The sequence below is a fragment of the Komagataeibacter xylinus NBRC 15237 genome (assembly GCF_001571345.1).
GTDB classification, from domain to species: Bacteria; Pseudomonadota; Alphaproteobacteria; order Acetobacterales; family Acetobacteraceae; genus Komagataeibacter; species Komagataeibacter xylinus.
On record NZ_BCTP01000047.1, the window covers coordinates 1 to 21,405 of the forward strand.

Annotated in this window: 19 protein-coding genes; 10 read left to right on the top strand and 9 right to left on the bottom strand. The window is 64.1% G+C overall.

The features are described 5' to 3' along the window. A partial coding sequence (locus GXY01S_RS13920) for an aldehyde dehydrogenase family protein (protein WP_156470320.1) occupies positions 1-269 on the top strand: 269 nt, incomplete at its 5' end. 189 nt (positions 270-458) lie between these two features. Here the strand turns inward: GXY01S_RS13920 and coaA are convergent. Then, a complete protein-coding gene (gene coaA, locus GXY01S_RS13925; RefSeq protein ID WP_061276044.1) occupies positions 459-1,424 on the bottom strand; it encodes a type I pantothenate kinase in 966 nt (321 codons plus the stop codon). 305 nt (positions 1,425-1,729) lie between these two features. Here coaA and GXY01S_RS13930 point away from each other — a divergent pair, with 305 nt between their 5' ends. Continuing rightward, entirely contained in the window at positions 1,730-3,055 is a 1,326-nt protein-coding gene (locus tag GXY01S_RS13930; RefSeq protein ID WP_061276012.1) for a glycerate kinase type-2 family protein, read from the top strand. A 220-nt stretch (positions 3,056-3,275) separates the two neighbouring features. Here GXY01S_RS13930 and GXY01S_RS13935 read toward each other — a convergent pair whose 3' ends face one another. The 3 genes from GXY01S_RS13935 to GXY01S_RS13945 form a co-directional block, all read right to left on the bottom strand. Further along, the gene (locus GXY01S_RS13935) at positions 3,276-3,638 is read right to left on the bottom strand and encodes a hypothetical protein (RefSeq protein ID WP_061276013.1); all 363 of its coding nucleotides are present in this window, start codon (positions 3,636-3,638) and stop codon (positions 3,276-3,278) included. A gap of 125 nt (positions 3,639-3,763) precedes the next feature. Further along, on the bottom strand, positions 3,764-4,807 hold the full coding sequence (recA, locus tag GXY01S_RS13940) for a recombinase RecA (protein WP_061276014.1): 1,044 nt from the start codon (positions 4,805-4,807) through the stop codon (positions 3,764-3,766). Positions 4,808-4,987: 180 nt separating this feature from the next. Further along, positions 4,988-6,409, bottom strand: coding sequence for a gamma-glutamyltransferase (locus GXY01S_RS13945; protein WP_061276015.1), 1,422 nt, complete (start codon positions 6,407-6,409; stop codon positions 4,988-4,990). A gap of 247 nt (positions 6,410-6,656) precedes the next feature. On the opposite strand from GXY01S_RS13945, the gene GXY01S_RS13950 reads away from it, so the two are divergent. Beyond that, positions 6,657-7,445: a DsbA family protein gene (locus GXY01S_RS13950; protein ID WP_061276016.1), complete on the top strand. Its 789-nt coding sequence runs from the start codon at positions 6,657-6,659 to the stop codon at positions 7,443-7,445. Positions 7,446-7,609: 164 nt separating this feature from the next. Here the strand turns inward: GXY01S_RS13950 and hemA are convergent, their stop codons facing one another. Both hemA and GXY01S_RS13960 read right to left on the bottom strand, forming a co-directional pair. Further along, positions 7,610-8,911, bottom strand: a complete 1,302-nt coding sequence (hemA, locus tag GXY01S_RS13955; protein ID WP_061276017.1) for a 5-aminolevulinate synthase — start codon at positions 8,909-8,911, stop codon at positions 7,610-7,612. 164 nt (positions 8,912-9,075) lie between these two features. After that, positions 9,076-9,540, bottom strand: coding sequence for a hypothetical protein (locus GXY01S_RS13960; protein ID WP_061276019.1), 465 nt, complete (start codon positions 9,538-9,540; stop codon positions 9,076-9,078). A 133-nt stretch (positions 9,541-9,673) separates the two neighbouring features. On the opposite strand from GXY01S_RS13960, the gene GXY01S_RS13965 reads away from it, so the two are divergent. Genes GXY01S_RS13965 through GXY01S_RS13975 form a run of 3 tightly spaced genes read left to right on the top strand, consistent with a single transcriptional unit; the run spans position 9,674 to position 13,874 of the window. Further along, positions 9,674-11,596 carry a transketolase-like TK C-terminal-containing protein gene (locus GXY01S_RS13965; RefSeq protein ID WP_061276023.1) on the top strand — a complete coding sequence of 641 codons (1,923 nt, stop codon included), beginning with the start codon at positions 9,674-9,676 and terminating at the stop codon, positions 11,594-11,596. A 32-nt stretch (positions 11,597-11,628) separates the two neighbouring features. After that, positions 11,629-12,651: a type I glyceraldehyde-3-phosphate dehydrogenase gene (gene gap / locus GXY01S_RS13970; protein WP_061276027.1), complete on the top strand. Its 1,023-nt coding sequence runs from the start codon at positions 11,629-11,631 to the stop codon at positions 12,649-12,651. Next, positions 12,651-13,874 (top strand): phosphoglycerate kinase, encoded by a 1,224-nt coding sequence (locus tag GXY01S_RS13975; protein WP_061276029.1) that lies wholly within the window; start codon positions 12,651-12,653, stop codon positions 13,872-13,874. Before gap ends, GXY01S_RS13975 begins: the two co-directional genes overlap by 1 nt. 267 nt (positions 13,875-14,141) lie before the next feature. Here the strand turns inward: GXY01S_RS13975 and GXY01S_RS13980 are convergent, their stop codons facing one another. From GXY01S_RS13980 to GXY01S_RS13990, 3 genes are all read right to left on the bottom strand, one after another. Then, entirely contained in the window at positions 14,142-14,444 is a 303-nt protein-coding gene (locus tag GXY01S_RS13980; RefSeq protein WP_061276046.1) for a hypothetical protein, read from the bottom strand. Positions 14,445-14,601: 157 nt separating this feature from the next. Then, a complete protein-coding gene (locus GXY01S_RS13985; protein WP_061276031.1) occupies positions 14,602-16,485 on the bottom strand; it encodes a hypothetical protein in 1,884 nt (627 codons plus the stop codon). Between the two features lie 162 nt (positions 16,486-16,647). Further along, positions 16,648-17,292: a class I SAM-dependent methyltransferase gene (locus GXY01S_RS13990; RefSeq protein ID WP_061276033.1), complete on the bottom strand. Its 645-nt coding sequence runs from the start codon at positions 17,290-17,292 to the stop codon at positions 16,648-16,650. Between the two features lie 86 nt (positions 17,293-17,378). Here GXY01S_RS13990 and GXY01S_RS13995 point away from each other — a divergent pair, with 86 nt between their 5' ends. The 4 genes from GXY01S_RS13995 to ftsY all read left to right on the top strand — a co-directional run bounded on the left by GXY01S_RS13995 (position 17,379) and on the right by ftsY (position 20,919). Further along, positions 17,379-17,780, top strand: coding sequence for a VOC family protein (locus GXY01S_RS13995; RefSeq protein WP_061276036.1), 402 nt, complete (start codon positions 17,379-17,381; stop codon positions 17,778-17,780). 73 nt (positions 17,781-17,853) lie between these two features. Next, positions 17,854-18,678 (top strand): diaminopimelate epimerase, encoded by an 825-nt coding sequence (gene dapF / locus GXY01S_RS14000; protein ID WP_061276038.1) that lies wholly within the window; start codon positions 17,854-17,856, stop codon positions 18,676-18,678. Further along, complete coding sequence (mtaB, locus tag GXY01S_RS14005) at positions 18,675-19,922, top strand: tRNA (N(6)-L-threonylcarbamoyladenosine(37)-C(2))-methylthiotransferase MtaB (protein WP_061276040.1); 1,248 nt, start codon at positions 18,675-18,677, stop codon at positions 19,920-19,922. The genes dapF and mtaB overlap by 4 nt, the downstream gene beginning before the upstream one ends. A gap of 1 nt (position 19,923) precedes the next feature. Continuing rightward, entirely contained in the window at positions 19,924-20,919 is a 996-nt protein-coding gene (gene ftsY / locus GXY01S_RS14010; protein ID WP_061276042.1) for a signal recognition particle-docking protein FtsY, read from the top strand. Positions 20,920-21,405 lie beyond the last annotated feature (486 nt).

Here is a 21,405-nt window from a genome sequence, read left to right on the forward strand (position 1 = left end):
TGATCCGCGTGAAAGACTTCGATGATGCCATCGCCCAGGCCAACAACTCGCGCTATGGCCTGTCCGCCTACATGTTCACGCAGAACCTCAGGAACATCATGCGCATGACCAACGAACTGAACTTTGGCGAGATCTACGTCAACCGCGAAGGCGGGGAAGCCGCACAGGGCTTCCACCACGGTTATGGCGATAGTGGCATTGGCGGCGAGGATGGCCAGTACGGGCTTGAAGCCTATGTCGATACCAAGACCGTCTATCTCAACGCATAAGCAGCTCGCACATCTTCGCGCAGTCAGAGCGGCCCGGGGCAATCCGGGCCGTTTTTATGCCAAAGGGGAGTTCAGACGCACAACCGGCAAAGGTTTCTGGTGAAAGGTTTTGCAAAAAGCTTTGCAAGATCACCGCCTTTTTGAAAAAAGGCTGCACCCGAAAGCTTTTCCTCTTTTAACAGCCGATCCTTAAATCTGGCGCATCCACACCGTATCGATCGCATGGCTGGGGCTTTTGTGCATGACCACCCGGGCGCGCTCGCGCGTGGGCAGGATGTTCTGCTGCAGGTTGGGCAGGTTGATGCGCCGCCAGATGTCGCGCGCCAGCAGTTCGGCCTCACCTTCGGGCAGGTCGGCATAATGGTGGAAATAGGAGCCGGGCTTGCGGAAGGCAGTTTTCTGCAACAGCAGGAAGCGCCTGACGTACCAGTCCTCGATCACCTTTGTGTCGGCATCGAGATAGATCGAGAAATCAAAGAAATCGGATGCCATGAACGGCTGCTCGGACACGGTCTGGAGCACGTTCAGCCCCTCGAAGATCAGGATATCGGGCTGGTCGATGACCTGATAGCGGTCGGGCACGATGTCATAGGCTTCATGTGAGTAGACCGGCACCTTGAGGTTGCGCCCGCCTGCCTTCAGCGCCGAAAGGAAACCGATCATCTGCCGCAGGTCATAACTTTCGGGGAAGCCCTTGCGGTGCATGAGGTTACGCTTTTCCAACGCGCGCGTAGGCAGCAAAAAGCCATCGGTCGTGACCAGCGCCACGTTCGGGTGGTCGGGCCAGCGCGACAGCACGGCCTGCAGCAGGCGCGCAAACGTGCTCTTGCCCACCCCCACGCTACCCGCGATGCCGATCACGAACGGCATGGTCACGCCCGGCCTGCCCATGAACGCGCTCTTGACCATGCTGTTGAGGCTGCGGGTGGCCATGACATGCAGGTTGAGCAGGCGCGACAGCGGCAGGTAGATCTCGGTTATGTCCTCAAGCGAGACCGGTTCGTTATGCCCGCGCAGGGTCGCGATATCGGCCTCGCCCAGCGATTGCGGCACATTGGCGCGAAGGGCCGCCCATTCGGGGCGGGGAAAGATCAGGTAAGGCTGCACCGGTTCGGGAGCCGGATGCCTGGAGATGACGGGACGCGCGTCCAGCATGCAGTCCTCCATGCCCTTGTCCTTTCTGCTGTGGCGGTCCACCCAAGGCGGGGCAGGCCATCTGCCGCGTATCACCATCGCCTGCGCCAATCCAGATATGGGCCGCCCAATTTAGCGTGTACGCCCGCCACAACCCGCCCCATTCCGCCCATCCTGACACAGACGTGACAATTGTGACACACCGCGCCATGTTGCCCCGATGGTATGGACCCCACGGTGCCTTTGGCAGGCATCCCGCCCGCAGGCAGGCCGTTGAGCCCCCATGCGCCCCCCACAGCACGCCACGCCAATGACAGGATAGCGTCATGAACGATCCGACCATCCATCCGTTTTCCGCTACCCCCCGGCAGGGCACGCCTGCGGACTGGACGGACGGACATGCCCGCGCCACCCTGCGCCGCATTCTTGATGCCGCCATTCACAGCGCCCTGCCCGCCCAGGTACTTGCACGCTACCTGCCCCCAAGGCCAAAGGGCCGGTGCGTGGTGGTGGGCGCGGGCAAGGCTGCCGCAACCATGGCAGCCGCCCTTGAACGCGCCTGGCCGGATGTGGAAATGAGCGGCTGCGTGGTCACGCGCGACGGGCATGCCGCCCCGACGCAGCGCATTCGCGTGCTGGAGGCCGCCCACCCCGTGCCCGACAACCGCAGCATGGCCGCAGGCCACGCCATGATGGCGGAAGTAGCGGGGCTGGGGCCTGATGACCTGGTCATCGCCCTGATTTCCGGCGGCGGTTCGGCGCTGCTGGAACAGCCCAAGGCGGGCGTGACACTCGATGACCTGCGCACCATCAACCGCGCCCTGCTTCATAGCGGGGCCAGCATACGCGACATGAACGTGGTGCGCCGCCACCTCTCGGCCATCAAGGGCGGCGGCCTGGCACAAGCCGCCAGTCCCGCGCGGGTCGTGACGCTGGCCATAAGCGACGTGCCGGGCGATGACGCGCTGACCATCGCCAGCGGCCCCACGGTGGCGGACCCCACCACGCCTGCCGATGCCCGCGCCATCATTGCCCATTACGGCATTGCCCTGCCCGAGGCGGCGCAAAAGGTGCTGGCACAGGATGCCGGGCCGATGGCGCTTTCGCCCGCCAATCAGGTCACGTTGATCGCAACGCCACTGATGGCGTTGCAGGCCGCGAGCCGCACGGCACGCGCATGCGGACTGACGCCCCTTGTTCTGGGCGACGCGCTGGAGGGCGAAAGCCGCGACGCAGGCACAATCATGGCCGGAATAGCCCTGTCGGCCCGCCTGCACGGCCTGCCCGTGGCGGGGCCTGCCGTGCTGCTTTCAGGCGGCGAGACGACGGTGAGCATCAACCCCGCCGGTCCCGCGCCGGGCCGGGGCGGGCGCAATACGGAGTTCCTGCTCTCCATGGCCTGCGCCCTGCAGGGGCAGCAGGGCATCTGGGCCATTGCGGCGGATAGCGATGGCATTGACGGCACCGAGGACGCGGCAGGAGCCATCATCACCCCCGATACGCTGGCCCGCGCCGAAGCCGCAGGCTGCAAACCGCGTGCCGCCCTGCGCGCGCATGACAGTTACACGGTGTTCCAGCAGACGGGCGACCTGGTCATGACCGGCCCCACGCTGACCAATGTGAACGACATCCGAGCCGTGCTGGTGCTGTAAGAGCGGGTCTGCAAACAAATCAAGGGACCGTTTGAAAAGCCAGCCCGAAGACATCCCGAAATCATAAGGAAATTTCTGGTGAAGCTTTTTTCAAAAAACTTCGAAGAACGCCGCCTTTTTGAAAAAAGGCGGCACCCAAAAACTTTTATATTTTTTATCAATGGGTTGTTTTCAAACAGTCTCTTGAAAACAGCTTCGCCAAAAACGTCTTTACACGCAGCTATTTGCTGCCCGGTTTACCGAAGCTGAGCTGCGTGTCCGGCACGACAAAATGCTTGTCATCATCACTGCCGGACTGATCATCATCGCCCGCCTGATTGGCATCATAGCCCGATGAGATCATCCGCATCGCCTCTGCATCAGGGGGTGGATGATAATCCTCGGTGGCGCCATCCTCGTTGGGACCGGGCGGCCTGGGCAGGTGGCGCGAGAGCGGGCGCAGGGCATTGTCCGCGTGGGTGGCATGGTGCCCCTCCCACGCGCTGCGCCCAAGCGGGCGGGGAGTTTCATCCACATCGGCCGGATCATTATTGTCGTCATGCCCGCCGCTACAGGCGGCAAGGCAGGCCAACAAGCCGATCATTGCAAGACGTGGTCTCATTCCGGCTGCCCTTACCCCCGCTTTTCAGGCCCTGCTCCCTCCCGTGGCACAGGCCACGCCAGAGCGCAGGGACGATAGCCTGTTACAATGGAACAGGCCAAGGGCAATCAGTCAGCCGCCTCCTCATCAGGGCCGACGAGCATGGCTTCAGCCACCACACCGGCCTGCTCGCGCACGCGGCGCTCGATATCGGCGGCCATTTCCGGGTGGTCGCGCAGGAACTGCTTGGCGTTTTCACGCCCCTGACCGATGCGCTGGCTGTCGCATGAGAACCAGGCGCCGGACTTTTCAACAATGCCTGCCTTGACGCCAAGATCGATCAGTTCACCAACCTTGCTGATGCCCTCGCCATACATGATGTCGAACTCGACCTGGCGGAAGGGCGGCGCCATCTTGTTCTTGACCACCTTGACGCGGGTCTGGTTGCCGGTCACCTCGTCCTTGTCCTTGATCGAGCCGATGCGGCGGATGTCCATGCGCACGGAAGCATAGAACTTCAGCGCGTTGCCGCCCGTCGTCGTCTCGGGGCTGCCGAACATCACGCCAATCTTGAGGCGGATCTGGTTGAGGAAGATCAGCATGGTGTTGGAGCGCGAGACCGAGCCGGTCAGCTTGCGCAGGGCCTGGCTCATGAGGCGGGCATGCAGGCCGACATGGCTGTCGCCCATGTCGCCCTCAAGCTCGGCGCGCGGCACAAGGGCCGCCACGCTATCGACCACCAGCACGTCAATCGCGCCCGAGCGCACCAGGGTGTCGGCAATCTCCAGCCCCTGTTCGCCTGCATCGGGCTGGCTGATGAGCAGGTTGTCAACATCCACGCCCAGCTTGCGGGCATAGCCGGGGTCAAGCGCGTGCTCGGCATCAATGAAGGCGCAGGTGCCCCCCTTGCGCTGCGCCTCGGCAATGGCGTGCAGCGCCATGGTGGTCTTGCCCGAGCTTTCGGGGCCATAAATCTCGACAATACGGCCACGCGGCAGGCCGCCAATGCCCAGTGCTATGTCGAGGCCGAGCGAGCCGGTGGAAATCACGTCCACCTGCTCGGACGGGCGCTCGCCCATGCGCATGATCGAACCCTTGCCGAACGCACGCTCGATCTGGCTCAATGCCCCTTCCAGGGCCTTGCTTTTATCTATACCCGGAGCCTGTGCCATTGCCTGCCTACCTGCTTCTTGTGGTGGAACGAAACCTTATAACGGGCACCCTGCCCTGCCACGCCAGCCCGGAACAGGGGCGGGTCATGTCCTGCAATATGGAACAAAACAGGATCATTTACAATGGCCCTGTTCCTTTCCTGTCCCGATAATGATGACCCGCCGGGCAATAACCGCCGTTTAGCGCGGCCCCATGGCCAGCCCCGCGCCACGCGGGTCGGTTACGGCGGCGCAGGTCGCGCCATCACCCGGCAGCCCGTGCGGGCAGGATATGGCGTTGACGCGGCCCTGCGCGGTTACAGGATGGGCATCGGGCGTCTGCCCCGCAAGGAGCTGGCGCATGGCGATGCCGGTTACCGCCGCCGCGTCGTTCTGCCCAGACCCCGCCACCACCGCGCGGAAGGCGCGGCCCTGGCTGGCAATGGCCGCAGCATAAAGCGGCTGCGGCAGGCGTGCGGGCGAGGCGCCAAGCACGATGCCGGTATTGCCCGCCATGCGCCCGGTGCCAAACAGGTTGTCCATGCTCAGGCTGCACGCCACCGCCATGCCACCGTGGTCAACCACGGTAAACGAGGTTGAAGCTGGCAGCGATGGCAGCCCGCCGCCGCCTGCCCCGCCTGCATTGACAAAGGCCTGCGCGCGGGCGGTCAGGTCATCGCCCGTGCCGCTGGCGTGGTTGCCATTCTGTGCCCGCCAGCCCGCAACACTGGCCTGCGCGCGGGTTGCCGCATCGGATGATGAAGCCGTGCGGAATGCCACCGCGGCACCCAGCCCGCCATCGGCAGGCGGCGGCAGGAAGCTGACCTGAGTCTCGCCACTGCTCACCGAGAGCGGCAGGCGCTCGGAGGGAATGGCCGCGCGCATGTCGGGCATGGTCAGGCCACCGCCAGCCTTCTGGCTGCCCGCCACAAAGGACTGGCCCAGCGCGCCGTTATAAAGATCGCCCACGCCCATGCTGCGGATCTGGTCCAGCGCGCCCGAAAGATGGGTCTGCACCAGCGCATCGCCCTCGGCCAGCGCCTTGCCGTCCGAGCGGGCGAATACCGCGCGCACGCCCGCATCCGCCAGCAGGGGCACCTGGACTGCGGCGAGATCGGTGGCAAGCTGGCGGCTCACATTGATGCCATTGGCTGCAAGCGTGATCGCATCGGGCACCATCTCGGAAAACGCGGCCGAGCCATATTGCAGATGCATGAGGTAAAGCCCGCGCGCCAGCATGGGCACCGCCGCCGGGCGGTCGGCATGTGGCATGCCCACCCCGTCGGCTGTCCCTGCCACGGGCAGGAACATGAAGGCGCGGCCCCCGTTCTGGTCACCCGGACGATAGGCAAGGCACGCCCCGCCCGCGCCAAGCGAGGCCCGTGACGGCAGGGTCACGGCCAGGGCAAGCCCCATGGCCGTGGCCGCATCCGCCGCATTGCCGCCGCGCTGGAGAATGTCACGCCCGACCAGTGTGGCCTGCGGCTCATCGGAGGAGACCGTGCCGATCAGTTGCCCCGGCGAGGGACCGAACATGCTCGAAACGATTTTGACGGGGGAGTAGTTCTTGAAGGCGCAACCCGTAACCGAAAGGGCCAAAACAGCACAAAGCGCCGTACGCATGGACCGACGGGCGACAGGGGTGATCGACGAATGCTCAGGCACGCAACGCTTCTCCAATGGGCAGGTCGGCTTCATTCCGTTGAACGGCTCATAACGACCGCGCGATCGTAGCAGACCCTTCACGACTTAGCGGCGTTCCGGGCCATCGGCAACAGGCATGGCGCCCGCGCGGCGGCATGGCCCATTTCTTTCCGCTGCCCGATCCTTTACACACCACCCTATCGCGACATGACAACGGAGCAAACCCGTGACCTTTCTTTCGCCCCGCCACAACCGACCACGCCTGCTGCCCACCCTGCTCGCCACGGGGGCAATGCTGGCTGCCACGGCGGGCGCGGGCCGGGCTGCGGAGGCACAGGCCAGTTTCACCCCCGCCCAGCGGCAGGAAATTGTCGAGATCATGCGCAACGCGCTGAAAACCGACCCCACCATCCTGTCAGACGCCATCGCCGCCCTGCGCAGCAACGCCAACGCCGCCCAGCAGAACGCGGCCCGCTCCGCGCTGGACAGCCACCGCGGCGACCTGACCACGCCCACCGCAAGCGATGGCGTGCTCGGCAATGCCAGCGGCCAGACCACCGTTGTCGAATTCTATGATCCCCGCTGCCCCTACTGCCGCAAGGTGCTGCCCGACCTCGACCGCCTGACGCGCGAGAACAGGGACCTGCGCATTATTGAAAAGGTCATTCCCGTGCTCGGCCAGCCCAGCCTGATCGCATCGCAGGCGCTTGTGGCGGCCTTCGTGCAGGGCGGGCAGGAAGGTTATTTCCGCATGCAGGGCGTGGTGATGAACGATTCCGTGCAGCCCACGGTCGAGCGCATGCGCACGCTGGCCACCCAGGCGGGGCTGAATGCCACCCGGCTTGTCAGTGACATGAATGGCGCGAAGGTCACGTCCATCCTGCAGGCCAACATGGAACTCGCCCGCGCGATCGGGCTCGATGGCACGCCCACCTTCGTGTTCAACGCCCGCCAGATCATTCCTGGCGCCGTCAGCTACGATGACCTGAAGAAGGCCATCGCGCAGAACCATTAAGGAAATAAAGGTTTTCGGGCGCCGCCTTTTTTCAAAAAGGCGGCGTTCCCCCGAAGCTTTTTGAAAAAAGCTTCACCAAAAACTTTCCTCTGTTTCAGGTTACTACTGGATCAGGCCCCTTTTCCGGCTCCCGTGATGACGGGCGACCGGAAAAGGGCATGACATCAGGCCATGGCCACGGCAGAGGCATCGGCCAGGTCATTGACCCGCAGCAGGTGGCCCAGGGCCGCCACCATCTCGTCCATCATCGCATCCGTATGGCGCGGCCCCGGCGTAAGGCGCAGGCGCTCGGTGCCACGGGGCACGGTGGGGTAGTTGATGGGGGTGGTGTACATGCCGTAATCATTGAGCAGCCGGTCGCTCAGTTCGCGGCAGCGCCGGGCATCGCCCACGGGGATGGGCACGATATGGCTCGGTGTCATGTTGAACGGAATGCCCGCTGCCCGCAGCTTGGCGCGGAAGGTATCGACACGCTCGAAAATACGCTCGCGCCGCCAGTTATCCTTGCGCACCTGCTTCACGCTCGCCAGCGCCGCCGCCACCACCGCAGGCGGCAGCGCGGTGGTGAAGATGAAGCCCGAGGCGCTCAGGCGCAGATATTCCACGATATTGCTCGTGGCGGTGATGTAGCCGCCATGCACGCCAAAGCCCTTGGCCAGCGTGCCCTCGATGATGTCCACCTGGTCGGCCACGCCATCGCGCTGCGACACGCCGCCGCCCTGCGCGCCATACAGGCCCACGGCATGCACTTCATCAAGGTAGGTCATGGCGCCGTATTTACGGGCCAGCGCGCAGGTGCCCGCGATGTCGGCTATGTCGCCATCCATCGAATACACGCTCTCGAACGCAATCAGCTTGGGCGCGTCCTTGGGGGCGGCGGCCAGCCTGGCTTCAAGGTCGGCAAGGTCGTTATGCTCGAAAATGACCGTGCTCGACCCGCGCGCGCCCTTGATGCCCGCAATCATGGAGGCATGGTTCAACCGGTCGGAAAAACAGATCCAGCCGGGCATGCTAGTCAGGATGGTCTGGAGCGATGCCTGGTTCGACACGTAGCCCGAGCCGAACAGCAGCCCCGCTTCCTTGCCGTGCAGGTCGGCCAGTTCCGCCTCCAGCGCGGTGTGCACCGGGCTCGTGCCCGCGATGTTGCGCGTGCCGCCAGCACCCGCGCCATGCTCATGGATGGCGCGGATGGCCGCCTCGACCACAACAGGCTCGACCCCCATGCCAAGGTAGTCATTGGACGACCAGACCACCACCTCCCTATCTTCGGGGCAGGCGGGCGTGGATGGCGTGGGCGCGGTTTCGGGCTGCTCGTATAGCGGGTAGCGGTCGGCCAGCCGTGACAGGGGCGTAAACTGCCGGTACCGCCCCTGGGCGCGGATATCGGCCAGCGCCGTCTGGCAGAACCGGAAAAAGGGATGCCCATCCACATGATTACTGGACACTGCTGGTTTTCTCCATGCCATACCCCGATCGTGTTTACGGGGCCTTCATTCATTACGCCCACCGTGCGGGGTGGCTCAGGCCGGGGGATGGAACGCCCCTTCATCGGCGCTAGAGCTGGCGGTTAACCACCGGCAACCGGGCCTTTATGGCATGATGGGGGCGGAAAGTGCAAAAGCGCATTGAACTACTCGACGTAAATGCAGACCTGCGTTGCGCTGTCGGCGGGTACGCCCCGGGCATCCATTTCGGTCTGGGCGGTGCCCGCGCCCGCATCCATGACCGCCTGCAGCACAGGCTGGCCGTCCGTATCCACCGCCGCCTTCATGTCCGGCAGGCCGCTTGCGGCCCCCACCGGCACATTGACCACGATGGTGAACAGCGCGTTGGGCTTGCGCGCAAGCGCATCGGCCACGGCGGCCCTGACCGCGGGCTGCCACTGCGCGGGCGGCGTGCCCGCCACGATGGTGACGAGCGGCGGCCTGTCGATGCCTGCAACCTGCGGAACCGGCGTGCTCGGCAGCTTGGGCGGGTCGCCCGCATGGCGGTTGAAGGTTCTCTGGCCGACCAGCCGGCATCCGCTCATGGCTGGCAGGCACAGGACGGCCGCCAGAACGGCGCGGCGGACAAAGCGGGAGGATGGACGGGGCATGACCCGTTACCGATACAGTATCCACCCCGCCCGGCATAGGGGCGCGCGCAGCAATGTTGCCGCAATGCACCGGGCGCAGTAACAGTACCCACCGGCTCCGACCGATCATACCCTGCTTCATGGACGATGCCGCATGCCCGAAGATCAAGAAGCCCTCGTGATTTCGCCTGCCCTGCAACCAGAAGCCCCTTCCATGCCCGATCGGCTGGCAACGGCGATCCGCCATGCCATCGGCGTTCATGAAACCGACCGGCGGCATGCGCCGCACGCCCGGGTCATGGCCGGGCTGTGCGCGGTGCTGTGGAGTCGCTTCCTGCGCTTCGACCCCGCCAGCCCCGACTGGCCGGACCGTGACCGCCTGGTCATTTCCTCGCCGCGCTACCGGGTGCTGCCGCACATCATGGCCGAGCTGTCGGGCCAGGCGCCGCGCCCCGGCGCGCCTGCCGCGAGCGACCGGCAGGCATGCGGCCCCAACGGGCAGGGACTGGGGGCCGCGATCGGCATGGCGCTGGCCGAGCAGAAGCTCGCCGCCCGCTTTGGCCGCTCGGTGGTCAACCACCGCGTGTGGGCGCTGGGGTGCTGGAGCGAGCTTTCCACCGGTGTCGCGCTGGAAAGCGCTGCCTTGGCAGGCCAGCTCGGCCTTGACCGCGTGACCCTGGTGGTGGGCCTGTGGAACACCGAGCGCGATGAGGTGGATACCATCCTGCCGCGCTACAGCGCATCGGGCTGGTCGGTGCGCAAGGTCGATGCGGGCAATACCGAACAGATCGCAAGCGTCATCGCCTCCGCCCAGCGCACGCACAAGCCGTGCCTGATCGCCTGCATCGCCCCGCCCGAAACCGATCCGCCACCACCGTTTGTCGATGATCCGGGCCTGTGGGCAGGGGCTGCGCGCCGGGGGGCCAGCGCGCGGCGCTCGTGGCTGCGCCGCCTGTTCAAGGACCGGCAGAAAGCCGAGTTCGAGCGCATGGCCCGCAACCAGCGCCCCGCCTTCTGGCAGCCTGACTGGCAGCGTTCATGGCGCGAGCACAGCGCGCTGCTCTCCCGTGCCTCGCCCGCCTTCTCGGCCCGGCGCGGACTCGAAACCCTGCATGAACTGCTGCCCGAACTGACCTGCCTGCGCTCGCGCCAGGGCATGATGCCGGATTTTTCCGCCCTGCGGCGCAGCAGCGGCGAGCCCGATCTTTCATGTGGCACGCAGGTGCATGGCATGGCCGCCCTGCTCAACGGCATTGCGCTGCATGGCGGGCTGCTGGCCTTTGGCGCCACCACCATCATCGCGGTGGACCGCATGCGCCCCGCCCTGCGCTACGCCGCCATGACCGGCCAGCAGGTGATCTACCTGCTCAGCGATGACGACCTGCCGCGCGGCGAGAATGCGGGCGGCTGGCAGCCCGTCGAGCAACTGGCCAGCCTGCGCGCCATGCCCAACATGGCGCTGTTCCGCCCCGCCGACCACCGCGAGAGCATGGAATGCATGGAACTGGCCCTGCGGCGCACGACCGGGCCAAGCCTGCTGGTGCTGGAATCCGCCCCCTCGATTGCCGCCGCCGCGCCCGAGCGCGAACAGCATGGCCTGACCAACCTGTGCGCGCGCGGCGGCTACGTGCTGGCCGAGGCCGAAGGCCCGCGCCAGGTCACGCTGGTGGCCACGGGGCACGAGGCCATCGTGGCGCTGGGCGCGCGCGCGCTGCTGCGCGCGGCGGGCATCGGGGCCGCTGTTGTATCACTTCCGTGCTGGGAACTGTTCGCCGCCCAAAAAATGACGTATCGTACTGCCGTGCTGGGAACAGCGCCCCGGATCGGAATCGAGGCCGCATCGGGTTTTGGATGGGATCGCTGGCTTGGAACGGGCGGGCTGTTCGTGGGCATTGACGGGTTCGGGGCCGCCCCAACGCCTGATGCGCCCGACAGCCTGGCCGACATCACGCCGGAGCGGATCTGCCGCGATGCCATGCGGCTGCTCCACCCCCATGCCGGAACCGCGATGGAAACCGTGGGAGGAAACGGCGCGCCTCCACCATCAGGGACGGCATCGCTCGATGCCAGTGTGTGAACATGTCTGACCCTTACGGAGATAATAAGAACATGGCTGTTAAAGTCGCAATAAACGGTTTTGGTCGCATCGGTCGCCTCGTGCTGCGTGGCATCATTGAAAGCGGGCGCACCGATGTGGTGCCGGTCGCGATCAATGACCTTGGCAGCGTGGCCGACAACGCACACCTGCTGTCCTATGACAGCGTGCACGGACGCTTCCCCGCCGAGGTGAAGGTCGAGGGCAACCAGATCATCATCACGACCAATGGCCGCACCTACGCGCCCATCACCGTCTCGGCCGAGGCCGACCCCACCAAGGTGCCCTTCCAGGGCGTGGACGTGGCACTCGAATGCACCGGCCGCTTTACCGACAAGGAAAAGGCTGCCCAGCTCATTACGGCAGGTGCGCGCAAGGTGATCGTGTCCGCCCCGGCATCGGGCGTGGACGCCACCATCGTTTACGGCGTGAACCAGGACGTGCTGACGCCAGACATGACCGTGATCTCGAACGCCTCATGCACCACCAACTGCCTCGCCCCGGTGGCCAAGGTGCTTGATGACACGTTCGGCATCGAATGTGGCTACATGGTCACCATCCACTCCTACACCGGCGACCAGCGCACGGTGGACACGCTGCACAAGGACCTGCGCCGTGCCCGTGGCGCCGCGCTGAACATGATCCCGACCTCGACCGGGGCCGCGCGCGCCGTGGGGCTGGTACTGCCGCACCTCAAGGGCAGGCTCGATGGCACCGCCATCCGCGTGCCGACCCCCAACGTGTCGCTCGTCTCGCTCGACTTCGTGCCGAAAAAGGCCCCGGCCTCCGTCGAGGAAGTGAATGCGGCCCTGCTCAAGGCCTCCGAGTCGGGTCCGCTCAAGGGCATCCTTGCCTACAACACCGCGCCGCTGGTCAGCACCGACTTCAACCACTCGCCCGCCTCCTCCACCTTTGACGCCACCCAGACGGCGGTGATCGATGGCGGCAAGCTGGTGCGCATCTGTAGCTGGTACGACAATGAGTGGGGCTTCTCGAACCGCATGGCCGACACGGCTGCCGTATTCGGTGCCCTGTAATGGGTGCGGCAAGCTTCAAGACGCTCGATGACCTTGATGCCACGGGCAAGAAGGTTCTCCTGCGCGCTGATCTGAACGTGCCGGTGCGCAACGCCCAGATCACGGACGCCACGCGCATCCTGCGCCTGCTGCCCACCATTCAGGAACTGGCCCAGAAGGGCGCGAAAGTGATTGTGGTCAGTCACTTCGACCGCCCCAAGGGCAGGCCGGTGCCTGAAATGTCGCTCGGCCCGATTGCCAACGCGCTTGGCGATGCGCTGGGCCGCCCGGTCACCTTTGTCGATGACTGCACCGGCCCCAAGGTGCAGCAGGCGGTTGACGCCATGCAGAATGGCGACGTGGTGGTGCTGGAAAACACCCGTTTCTACCCCGGCGAGGAGCAGAACGACCCGGCCCTGGCCAAGGAATTCGCAGCACTGGCCGACTATTACGTCAATGATGCGTTCTCCGCCGCCCACCGCGCCCATGCCTCGACCGAGGGCGTGGCCCGGCTGCTGCCTTCCTTTGCAGGCAGGCTGATGGAGACGGAACTCAACGCGCTCAATATCGCCCTTGAAAACCCCGCCCGCCCGGTGGGCGCCATCGTGGGTGGCGCCAAGATCTCGACCAAGCTCGACCTGATCGGCAACCTGCTTGAAAAAGTGGACATGCTGATCATTGGTGGCGCGATGGCCAATACCTTCCTTGCAGCGCAAGGCGTGGATGTGGGCCGCTCGCTGCAGGAGGCCGAGATGCACGACACCGCGCGTGCCATCATGGCCAAGGCGAAGGAAAAGAACTGCGCCATCATCCTGCCGGTTGATGTCGTGACCGCGACCGACTTCAAGGCGGACGTGCCCACGCGAACGGTGCCGGTCAATGCCATTCCGGCTGATGCCATGGCGCTCGACGTGGGGCCGGAGACGGTCAGGCTGATCAACGAGAAGCTCACCACGCTGAAAACACTGGTGTGGAACGGCCCGCTTGGCGCGTTCGAGATCACGCCGTTTGATGCAGCCACCAATGAAGTCGCGCGCGAGGTGGCCCGCCTGACCGATGCAGGCGCGCTCAAGAGCATTGCCGGCGGTGGCGATACGGTCTCCGCCCTGCGCCATGCGGGGGTGGAGAAGCATATCTCCTACATCTCGAGTGCGGGCGGCGCCTTCCTTGAATGGCTGGAAGGCAAGACGCTGCCCGGCATCATGGCGCTTGAAGCCGTGTTTGAACGGGCCATGCCCATCTGACCGGCCACGCCGTTACGTGAAGGAAGGGACCATCATCAGGTGGTCCCTTTTTTCATGAACAATACTTTGAAATAACAGAAGTTTTTGGTGAAGCTTTTTCCAAAAAGCTTTGAAAGACGGTACATTCCAAAAAAGGGCGACACCCAAAGACGTCTTTCTTGCCCGTGGAGCAGTTCCACTGAACCCTGGCTCAGTGGAACTGCTCCAACTCATTGTTTATCAAGCATCTTCACCAGTTCGAATGTATCCATTCAAACCGGATCTGCCCTAGCGGTTGTAGGGGTTGGTATCCACGCGCACGGCCTTGCCGGTGCGGTCGTAATACAGCACGGCGGTACCGCGCTTTTCGGCATAGCCATCCGGCTCGCCGGTGGGAGTCCAGAACAGCAGGCGGTTCACGTCTGGCTGTTCCTTGATCCTGTCGCCCTTGGGGATGAAGCGGTACTGGCTGTAATCCATATGCAGCGTGGGTAGCGGCGGCTTTTTGGAAAGCTGGTGCATCGTGGCATGGCGCTGCGAGGCCTCGCCGGGGTCTTCATTGCCTGCATCGGCATGACCGCCCTCCGCCATGGCCATGCCTGGCGCGACAGCAGCGCCCAGCCACGCAGCAAGGACCAAATGCCGTAACCTGATGGACATGAGCGCAGGCCTTTCCGTTCTTCCCGATTGCGGGGCCACCATCCCCCTTTTCCCGGCCTGACGCAATATGCGCCATGACACGCCTGCCTTACTGGAAAGGCAGGTAGCGGAAATCAAAGAAGATCTCGCTCAGGCTGGTCGTGGGCGCGCCGCCCATGCCACCCCATGTATGCACCCGCGAATAGGCAAGCTGCGTGCCAGCCTGCACCGTGCCGTACTGGCCGTGGATGAAGCGGTACCATGCCCCGATGGTAAACTCCTCCACCGAGCGGATATTGGCCGTGCAGCCGCCGAGTGCGGCGGAGTTGAGGTCCGAGCCTTCGGTCATGCAGCCCGTATTGTCGGCATTGGGGTTGCCATAGCCATAGGCGCCGCCATCTTCATCAAAATAACTGCGGCCCGAACGCTGCATGCCAAAATAGCCATACACGTCGATCACCTTGTTGGGGTGCGCGATCACGCCTGCCGTGGTCTGGGCGCTTGACAGCAGGGCGGGCGCGCCGTTGGCGCGCAGCGTGGCGTCAGGCAGCAGCACCGAGCCGTAGCGGCCAATGCCCTTGCCCGCCAGCCCTGCCAGCCGCACTTCCAGCCGGTGGGGAATGACCGGCAGGATCATCGAGCCGCCCGCCCCCCAGGCAATGGCGGTATGGTTCTCGCCCACGCCGTTGATGACCGAACGGTCATGCGGGAAGTGGACCACGCCCTCGACCTCGTAATGGCCCCATGAGGGATCCCATGCCAGCTTGCCGATGATGTCAGGCGCGATCTCGTTGGAATAGTTGGTGGTGGCGCTGCTCAGCCCCACGCCGTTCGAGCCGAGCTTGGCATAGCCGCCATTGGCCAGGCTGTATTCGCCATTGTCACCCGCGGCGGAGAAGCCGGTGGTGTCATAGATGGTGGCCGGGTTCTCAATCGACAGGCCGGTCCACAGGCGATGCTTGAGGAAGTCCTTGACCACGCGCACCTGCCACTGCCGCGACCAGGTCTGGCCCGCGAGGATGGAGGATTCGATCGTTTCGGGCAGGCTTTCCTGGCGGGGCACGATGCCCACGCGGTCTGGCGTGAGCATGGTCCAGGCCTGGCCGATGAGGAAATGCGTGTTCGCGCGCGAATCATCCAGCGTCAGGTAAGCCTGCCGCAGCCGGGGCACGTAGGAATTGCTCTCGTACGGGTTGGTGGTCTCGGCACTCGCGCCAAAATCGGTTTCCACAAAGCCCGCCACGGTCAGGTGCGGGTTGAGTTGCCCGCGCGCCATGAGCGAGAAGCGCGAATACCGCGCATCGCCATTGAAGTTGGTGGTGTGGTAATTCGAACTGTCGCGGAAGGGGATGGCATTCCAGTAATTGAAGATGCCCGATGACACCTGACGGTTCTCGACCAGCGCCGCCGCATCAAAAAACCCGCCAAGGATGATGGCCACCGGGCCGAGGTGGAACACCTTGCTGCCCAGCGCACCGGCCGACTGCGCGCCTACCGTCTCGCGGTTGTGGGGGCCGACATTGTTGTTGGCCATGTGCGAGATCAGGTCTTCCTCGCGGTGCGCCACCACGGATTCAACCGTGGGCTGGTCACCAAGGGCAGATGTGGGGTCGGAATAGCCGCCGATATGGGGGCGGCCCACCGGCTCGCCAGCCGCCGCCTGCTGGGTTGCATGGCCTTCCACCGGCACCCAGCCGCCGCGCACATGCCCGCCCGAGCCCGTGACCTCAAGCGGGTGGCCCGCGCTGCCGCCCGCGGCCGACGTGCCGCCGATGCGGGCGCGGTGCTGGGCTATCTGCTGGTGCATGGCGGCAAGTTCGTTCTGCAGGGCCTGCTGCTGCTGCTGCAGGTGGGCCATCTGGCGTTCCATGATATCCAGCGATTCGGGATCCTCATCGCCCCACGCGGCAGCCATGGGCACCAGAACGGAACACAGCATGAGCAGGCTGGCCAGACGGCCGGCGGGCTTGCCGGAAAGGAACGGAATCTGCATGTATCGCCAGGAGGCCCCAGAACAGGTTTAAGACAGGATGTGACAAAACATGTCCGGCAGGCCGGGTAAATGATAATTTGTTTTAATAAGCCGTGATCCGCTACGCCGTGCTGTTTGTGCCACGCCCTTCATGGCGGAATACGGCCATATGGGCAGCCAATGTTACAAAATGTCAGGTCGGCGGGCCGTCAGCGCCATGACCGCATCCTTCCAGAACATGTCCTCCGGCGCGGGGGTCACGCTGCCGGTATCCACCGGGCCAAACCCCGCGCGCTGCAACAGCACGCCAAGCATGCGCCCGCGGTCATCAGGCTCAAGCGCCTGCCACAGCGCCGTGGCCTTGTGCGGTATGAAGCGCGCACCATACGTAATGATGATAAGGCCGCCGGGTTGCAGCACGCGGGCCACTTCACGCAGCACCTGCACCGGCTGGCGCAGATAGGGCGCGACATCGCACAAAAGGACGGCATCCATGCTTTCATCAGCAAGCGGCAGGTCGGGGGTCTCGTTCATGTCCTCCACCACGCGGTCGGTCAGGCGGGTATTGGCATCAAGCGCCTGCGCGTTCACGCCGATGCCGATCACGCTGTCGAATTCCATGTCGGGCGGCAGGTGGCTGTCGGGGCCTGCCATCAGGTCGAGGATGTTGCCACCCTCGGGCAGGAGCGTGCGATAAAGTGCTGTGATGGCTGTCTGCGCGCCCTGGTCAAGCTGGGGGCCGGTGGGCCTGCGCGAATAGAACAGCGTATCGGACTCAGAAGAGGCGACGGTGAAGGAATGCGGGTGGAACCCGTGCAGGTCGTTCATGAATGTGCCAGACAGTGCAGGTGTAACAATGCGATACGGGGTGGGCGTATCATGCCCCGTGCCGTGGAGAACAGGAGAAAAGCCGAATGGCCCGTATGATCCATTCCATGATCCGCGTGCTTGATGAAGCCGCGAGCCTTGCCTTCTATGAAACCGCCTTCGGCCTAACCGTGGCCGACCGGCTTGTTTTTGATACCTTCAGCCTTATCTACCTGTCGAATGATGAACAGACATTCGAACTGGAACTGACCGTAAACCACGGCCGCACAAAACCCTATGACCTGGGCGATGGCTATGGGCACCTTGCCGTGTCAGTCGCTGATGTGGATGCCGAGCATGCCCGGCTGACCAAAGCGGGCCTTGCGCCGCTTGCGGTAAAGGACATGTCGTGTGGCGAGCAGTTCGTGGGAAGGTTCTTCTTCATCACCGACCCCGATGGCTACAGGATCGAGGTGCTGCAGCGCGGAAAGCCGGGGCGTTTTATCTGATCGGGCTTGCAAGCGGGCGCGGGCGGTGCCATCCCGCTCGCATAAAGGGGTGGCGAACCGCTATACAGGACGGGTGATGACCGGTTTTTTGAAAATGCACGGGCTGGGCAATGATTTTGTGGTGGTCGATGAGCGCGCGCAGCGCCATGACCTCACGCCTGCCCGTATTGCCGCCCTGTCCGACCGGCATACCGGCATTGGCTGCGACCAGTTTGTCATCCTGCGCCCGGCCTGTGCCGAGGGTGCTGATGTGTTCGTGCGTTTTTTCAACGCCGATGGCTCGGAATCCGGTGCCTGCGGCAATGCCTCGCGCTGCGTTGCCGACCTTGTGGCGCGTGAAAGCGGGCGCACCAGCATCGGCCTGCAGACCCGCGCGGGCGTGCTGCCCGCAACCATCATCCGCCCCGGCATGGTCACGGTCGATATGGGCGTGCCGGCGCAGGGCTGGGAAGATGTACCGCTGGCCGAAGCCATGGACACGCTGCACCTGCCCATAGCGGGCAATCCTGCGGCCGTGTCGATGGGCAACCCGCACGCAACCTTCTTCCTGCCCGTGCCTGATGCGATGGACCCGTGCGTGGCAGGGCCGGAACTCGAGCATCATCCGCTCTTTCCCCAGCGCGCCAATATCGGCTTTGCCCATGTCACCGCACCGGACGCCATGCGCCTGCGCGTGTGGGAGCGTGGCAGCGGGCTGACGCGGGCCTGTGGCTCGGGCGCCTGTGCCGCCGTGGTCAACGCCATAAGGCGCGGACTGGTCGCGCGCACCTGCACCGTGGCGATGGATGGCGGCGAACTGAACATTACGTGGCGCGAAGCAGACGGCCACGTGCTCATGACCGGCCCCGCCGTGACCAGCTTTACCGGCCACTTCAACCCTGAAGACTACCCCCGATGACCAAGCCCGAAATCCTGACCTTCGGCTGCCGCCTCAACACCTATGAGAGCGAGGTGATGCGCAACCACGCAGCAGGCCTGGACAATGTGGTGATCGTGAACACCTGCGCGGTTACGGGCGAGGCCGAGCGCCAGGCGCGCCAGGCCGTGCGCCGCGCCCACCGCGAGCGGCCCGATGCCCGCATTGTGGTCACCGGCTGCGCCGCCCAGATCGACCCCGCACGCTGGGCCGCCCTGCCCGGCGTGACCCGCGTGCTGGGCAACCGCGAGAAGCTGGAAGCCGCAAGCTGGAGCGAGATGGCGCTGGGCGAAGGCCATGCCGTGTCCGACATCATGGCCGCACGCGAGACCGCGCCGCATCTGGTGACCGAATTTGCAGGCCGCACCCGCGCGTTTGTTGAGGTGCAGCAGGGCTGCGACCATCGCTGCACCTTCTGCATCATTCCCTTTGGCCGCGGCCCCTCGCGCTCGGTGCCGGTGGGTGCCGTGGTGGAGCAGGTGCGCGCCCTGGTGCGCTCGGGCTACCGCGAGGTGGTGCTGACGGGAGTGGACATCACCTCATGGGGTCACGACCTGCCGGGCAAGCCATTGCTGGGGCAGTTGTGCCGCAGGCTGCTGGCCCTTGTGCCCGAACTTGAGCGGCTGCGCCTGTCCTCGGTTGATCCGGTGGAGATTGACGAGGATATCTGGAAGCTGCTCGAAGGCGAGCCGCGCTTCATGCCCTACCTGCACCTGTCCTTGCAGGCGGGCAGCGACATCATCCTCAAGCGCATGAAGCGCCGGCACCTGACGGCGGACGCGGCTTCTGTCGTGGCGCGTGCCCGCGCATTGCGGCCCGATATCGGCATCGGGGCGGACATTATCGCAGGCTTCCCGACCGAGGATGACGCGCTGTTTGAACAGACACTCGAATTCGTGCGGCATAATGCCCTGCCCTACCTGCATGTCTTTCCCTATAGTGAGCGACCCGGCACGCCAGCGGCCCGCATGCCCGCCATTGCCGTGCCCGAGCGCAAGGCGCGCGCGGCGCGGCTGCGTGCAGCGGGGGCGCAGGCGGCACGCGACTTTCATGAACGCCTGCGCGGGCGCACCCTGCGCGTACTGATGGAAACCGACACGGCGGGCCATTCGGAAGAATTCGCGCCGGTGCGGCTGGCGGAAGGTGCTGTGTCGGGTGCGGGGCGGATCGAGACGGTGCGCCCGGTGGCGGTTGACGATAACGGACTGGTGGCGGAAATTCTCTGATATGGCTCTTGGCTTCTTCTCACGTCTCAAGGCGGGGCTGTCGCGCTCCACGCAGAAACTCAGCGGCGGGCTGACCGCCGTCTTTACCCGGCGCAAGCTTGATGACCAGGCGCTGGAAGATCTGGAAGACCTGCTGATCTCCGCCGACCTTGGCCCCAGTGTTGCGGGCAAGGTGATTGAATCCTTCCGCCGCTCCAAATTCGGCAAGGAGGTGACGGACGAGGAAGTGCGTCAGGCCCTGGCGGAGGAAATTGCCAACATCCTCCAGCCCGTCGCCATTCCGTTCGAGCCTGACCCCAGGCACAGGCCGCATGTGGTGCTGGTTGTGGGCGTGAACGGCACCGGCAAGACCACCACCATTGGCAAGATGGCCCGCTATTATGGCGAGCAGGGCAAGAAGGTGATGATGGTGGCGGGCGATACCTTCCGCGCCGCCGCCGTCGAGCAGCTTCAGGTGTGGGGAGAGCGCACCGGCGTGCCGGTCATTGCGGGCAGGCCCAATGCCGATGCGGCGGGGCTTGCGTTCGAGGCGCTCAAGCGGGCCACGGCGGAAGAGGCCGACCTGCTGCTGGTCGACACCGCAGGCCGCCTGCACAACAAGAGCGCGCTGATGGAGGAACTGGCCAAGATCATCCGCGTCATGCGCAAGTTTGATGAAACCGCGCCGCATTCCGTGCTGCTGGTGCTCGATGCCACCACCGGGCAAAACGCGATGGAGCAGGTACGGGTGTTCAAGGAACTGGTCAACGTGACCGGGCTTGTGGTGACCAAGCTCGATGGCTCGGCGCGTGGCGGCATTGTGGTGGCGCTGGCCGATGCGTTTGGCCTGCCGGTGCATCTGGTGGGCGTGGGCGAGCAGGCCGAGGATTTGCGCCCCTTCTCCGCCGAGGCCTTTGCCAGGGGGCTGGTGGGGGATTCCATCAAGGTGGTTGACCGTGACGAGGCCCCCACCACCGAAGCGGACGAGACGCCCGAAGCCGGGCAGCCACCGGCGTAGTAATCGTGCGAGAATAAAAGTCACAAGCTTCCGGGCGCTGCCTTTTTTCAGAAAGGCAGCGTTCTTCTGGGGCTTTTTGGAAAAATCTTCACCAAAACTTATTTATGATTAAAGCATAATCGAAACATTTTTTGTTTTTCAAATAAAAAAATACATATATATTTTATAGACTATACGCTTATGGAATAATGTATTTTTTGGTTCGGCCCCACTTATGGAAAATACTTTTATCAATCCCTGATGCGCTTATGGCCTATTTTGCAGCACAGGTTTCCTCTGGTTGCGAATTCAGACATGCTTGATAGACAGAAACATAGTTTCATGAACATTTGTTAATAATTTTGTTTTAAATAGCAGGAATTTTACATCAATTCATGCTTACTTTATTAAATATGTGCAAAATATTACAAATAAATTAGATTTTATAGTTTGAAGTCAATTGTGAAAATAATGCAATTATCGGGAAATTCTGGAACGGATGCCTCG

Excerpts from the sequence above, each read along its gene's own strand:
- coaA (WP_061276044.1), bottom strand. The coding sequence starts at position 1,424 with ATGCTGGACGCGCGTCCCGTCATCTCCAGGCATCCGGCTCCCGAACCG.
- GXY01S_RS13930 (WP_061276012.1), top strand. The coding sequence starts at position 1,730 with ATGAACGATCCGACCATCCATCCGTTTTCCGCTACCCCCCGGCAGGGC.
- GXY01S_RS13935 (WP_061276013.1), bottom strand. The coding sequence starts at position 3,638 with ATGATCGGCTTGTTGGCCTGCCTTGCCGCCTGTAGCGGCGGGCATGAC.
- recA (WP_061276014.1), bottom strand. The coding sequence starts at position 4,807 with ATGGCACAGGCTCCGGGTATAGATAAAAGCAAGGCCCTGGAAGGGGCA.
- GXY01S_RS13945 (WP_061276015.1), bottom strand. The coding sequence starts at position 6,409 with ATGCGTACGGCGCTTTGTGCTGTTTTGGCCCTTTCGGTTACGGGTTGC.
- hemA (WP_061276017.1), bottom strand. The coding sequence starts at position 8,911 with ATGGCATGGAGAAAACCAGCAGTGTCCAGTAATCATGTGGATGGGCAT.
- GXY01S_RS13960 (WP_061276019.1), bottom strand. The coding sequence starts at position 9,540 with ATGCCCCGTCCATCCTCCCGCTTTGTCCGCCGCGCCGTTCTGGCGGCC.
- GXY01S_RS13965 (WP_061276023.1), top strand. The coding sequence starts at position 9,674 with ATGCCCGAAGATCAAGAAGCCCTCGTGATTTCGCCTGCCCTGCAACCA.
- gap (WP_061276027.1), top strand. The coding sequence starts at position 11,629 with ATGGCTGTTAAAGTCGCAATAAACGGTTTTGGTCGCATCGGTCGCCTC.
- GXY01S_RS13975 (WP_061276029.1), top strand. The coding sequence starts at position 12,651 with ATGGGTGCGGCAAGCTTCAAGACGCTCGATGACCTTGATGCCACGGGC.
- GXY01S_RS13980 (WP_061276046.1), bottom strand. The coding sequence starts at position 14,444 with ATGGCGGAGGGCGGTCATGCCGATGCAGGCAATGAAGACCCCGGCGAG.
- GXY01S_RS13985 (WP_061276031.1), bottom strand. The coding sequence starts at position 16,485 with ATGCAGATTCCGTTCCTTTCCGGCAAGCCCGCCGGCCGTCTGGCCAGC.
- GXY01S_RS13990 (WP_061276033.1), bottom strand. The coding sequence starts at position 17,292 with ATGAACGACCTGCACGGGTTCCACCCGCATTCCTTCACCGTCGCCTCT.
- GXY01S_RS13995 (WP_061276036.1), top strand. The coding sequence starts at position 17,379 with ATGGCCCGTATGATCCATTCCATGATCCGCGTGCTTGATGAAGCCGCG.
- mtaB (WP_061276040.1), top strand. The coding sequence starts at position 18,675 with ATGACCAAGCCCGAAATCCTGACCTTCGGCTGCCGCCTCAACACCTAT.
- ftsY (WP_061276042.1), top strand. The coding sequence starts at position 19,924 with ATGGCTCTTGGCTTCTTCTCACGTCTCAAGGCGGGGCTGTCGCGCTCC.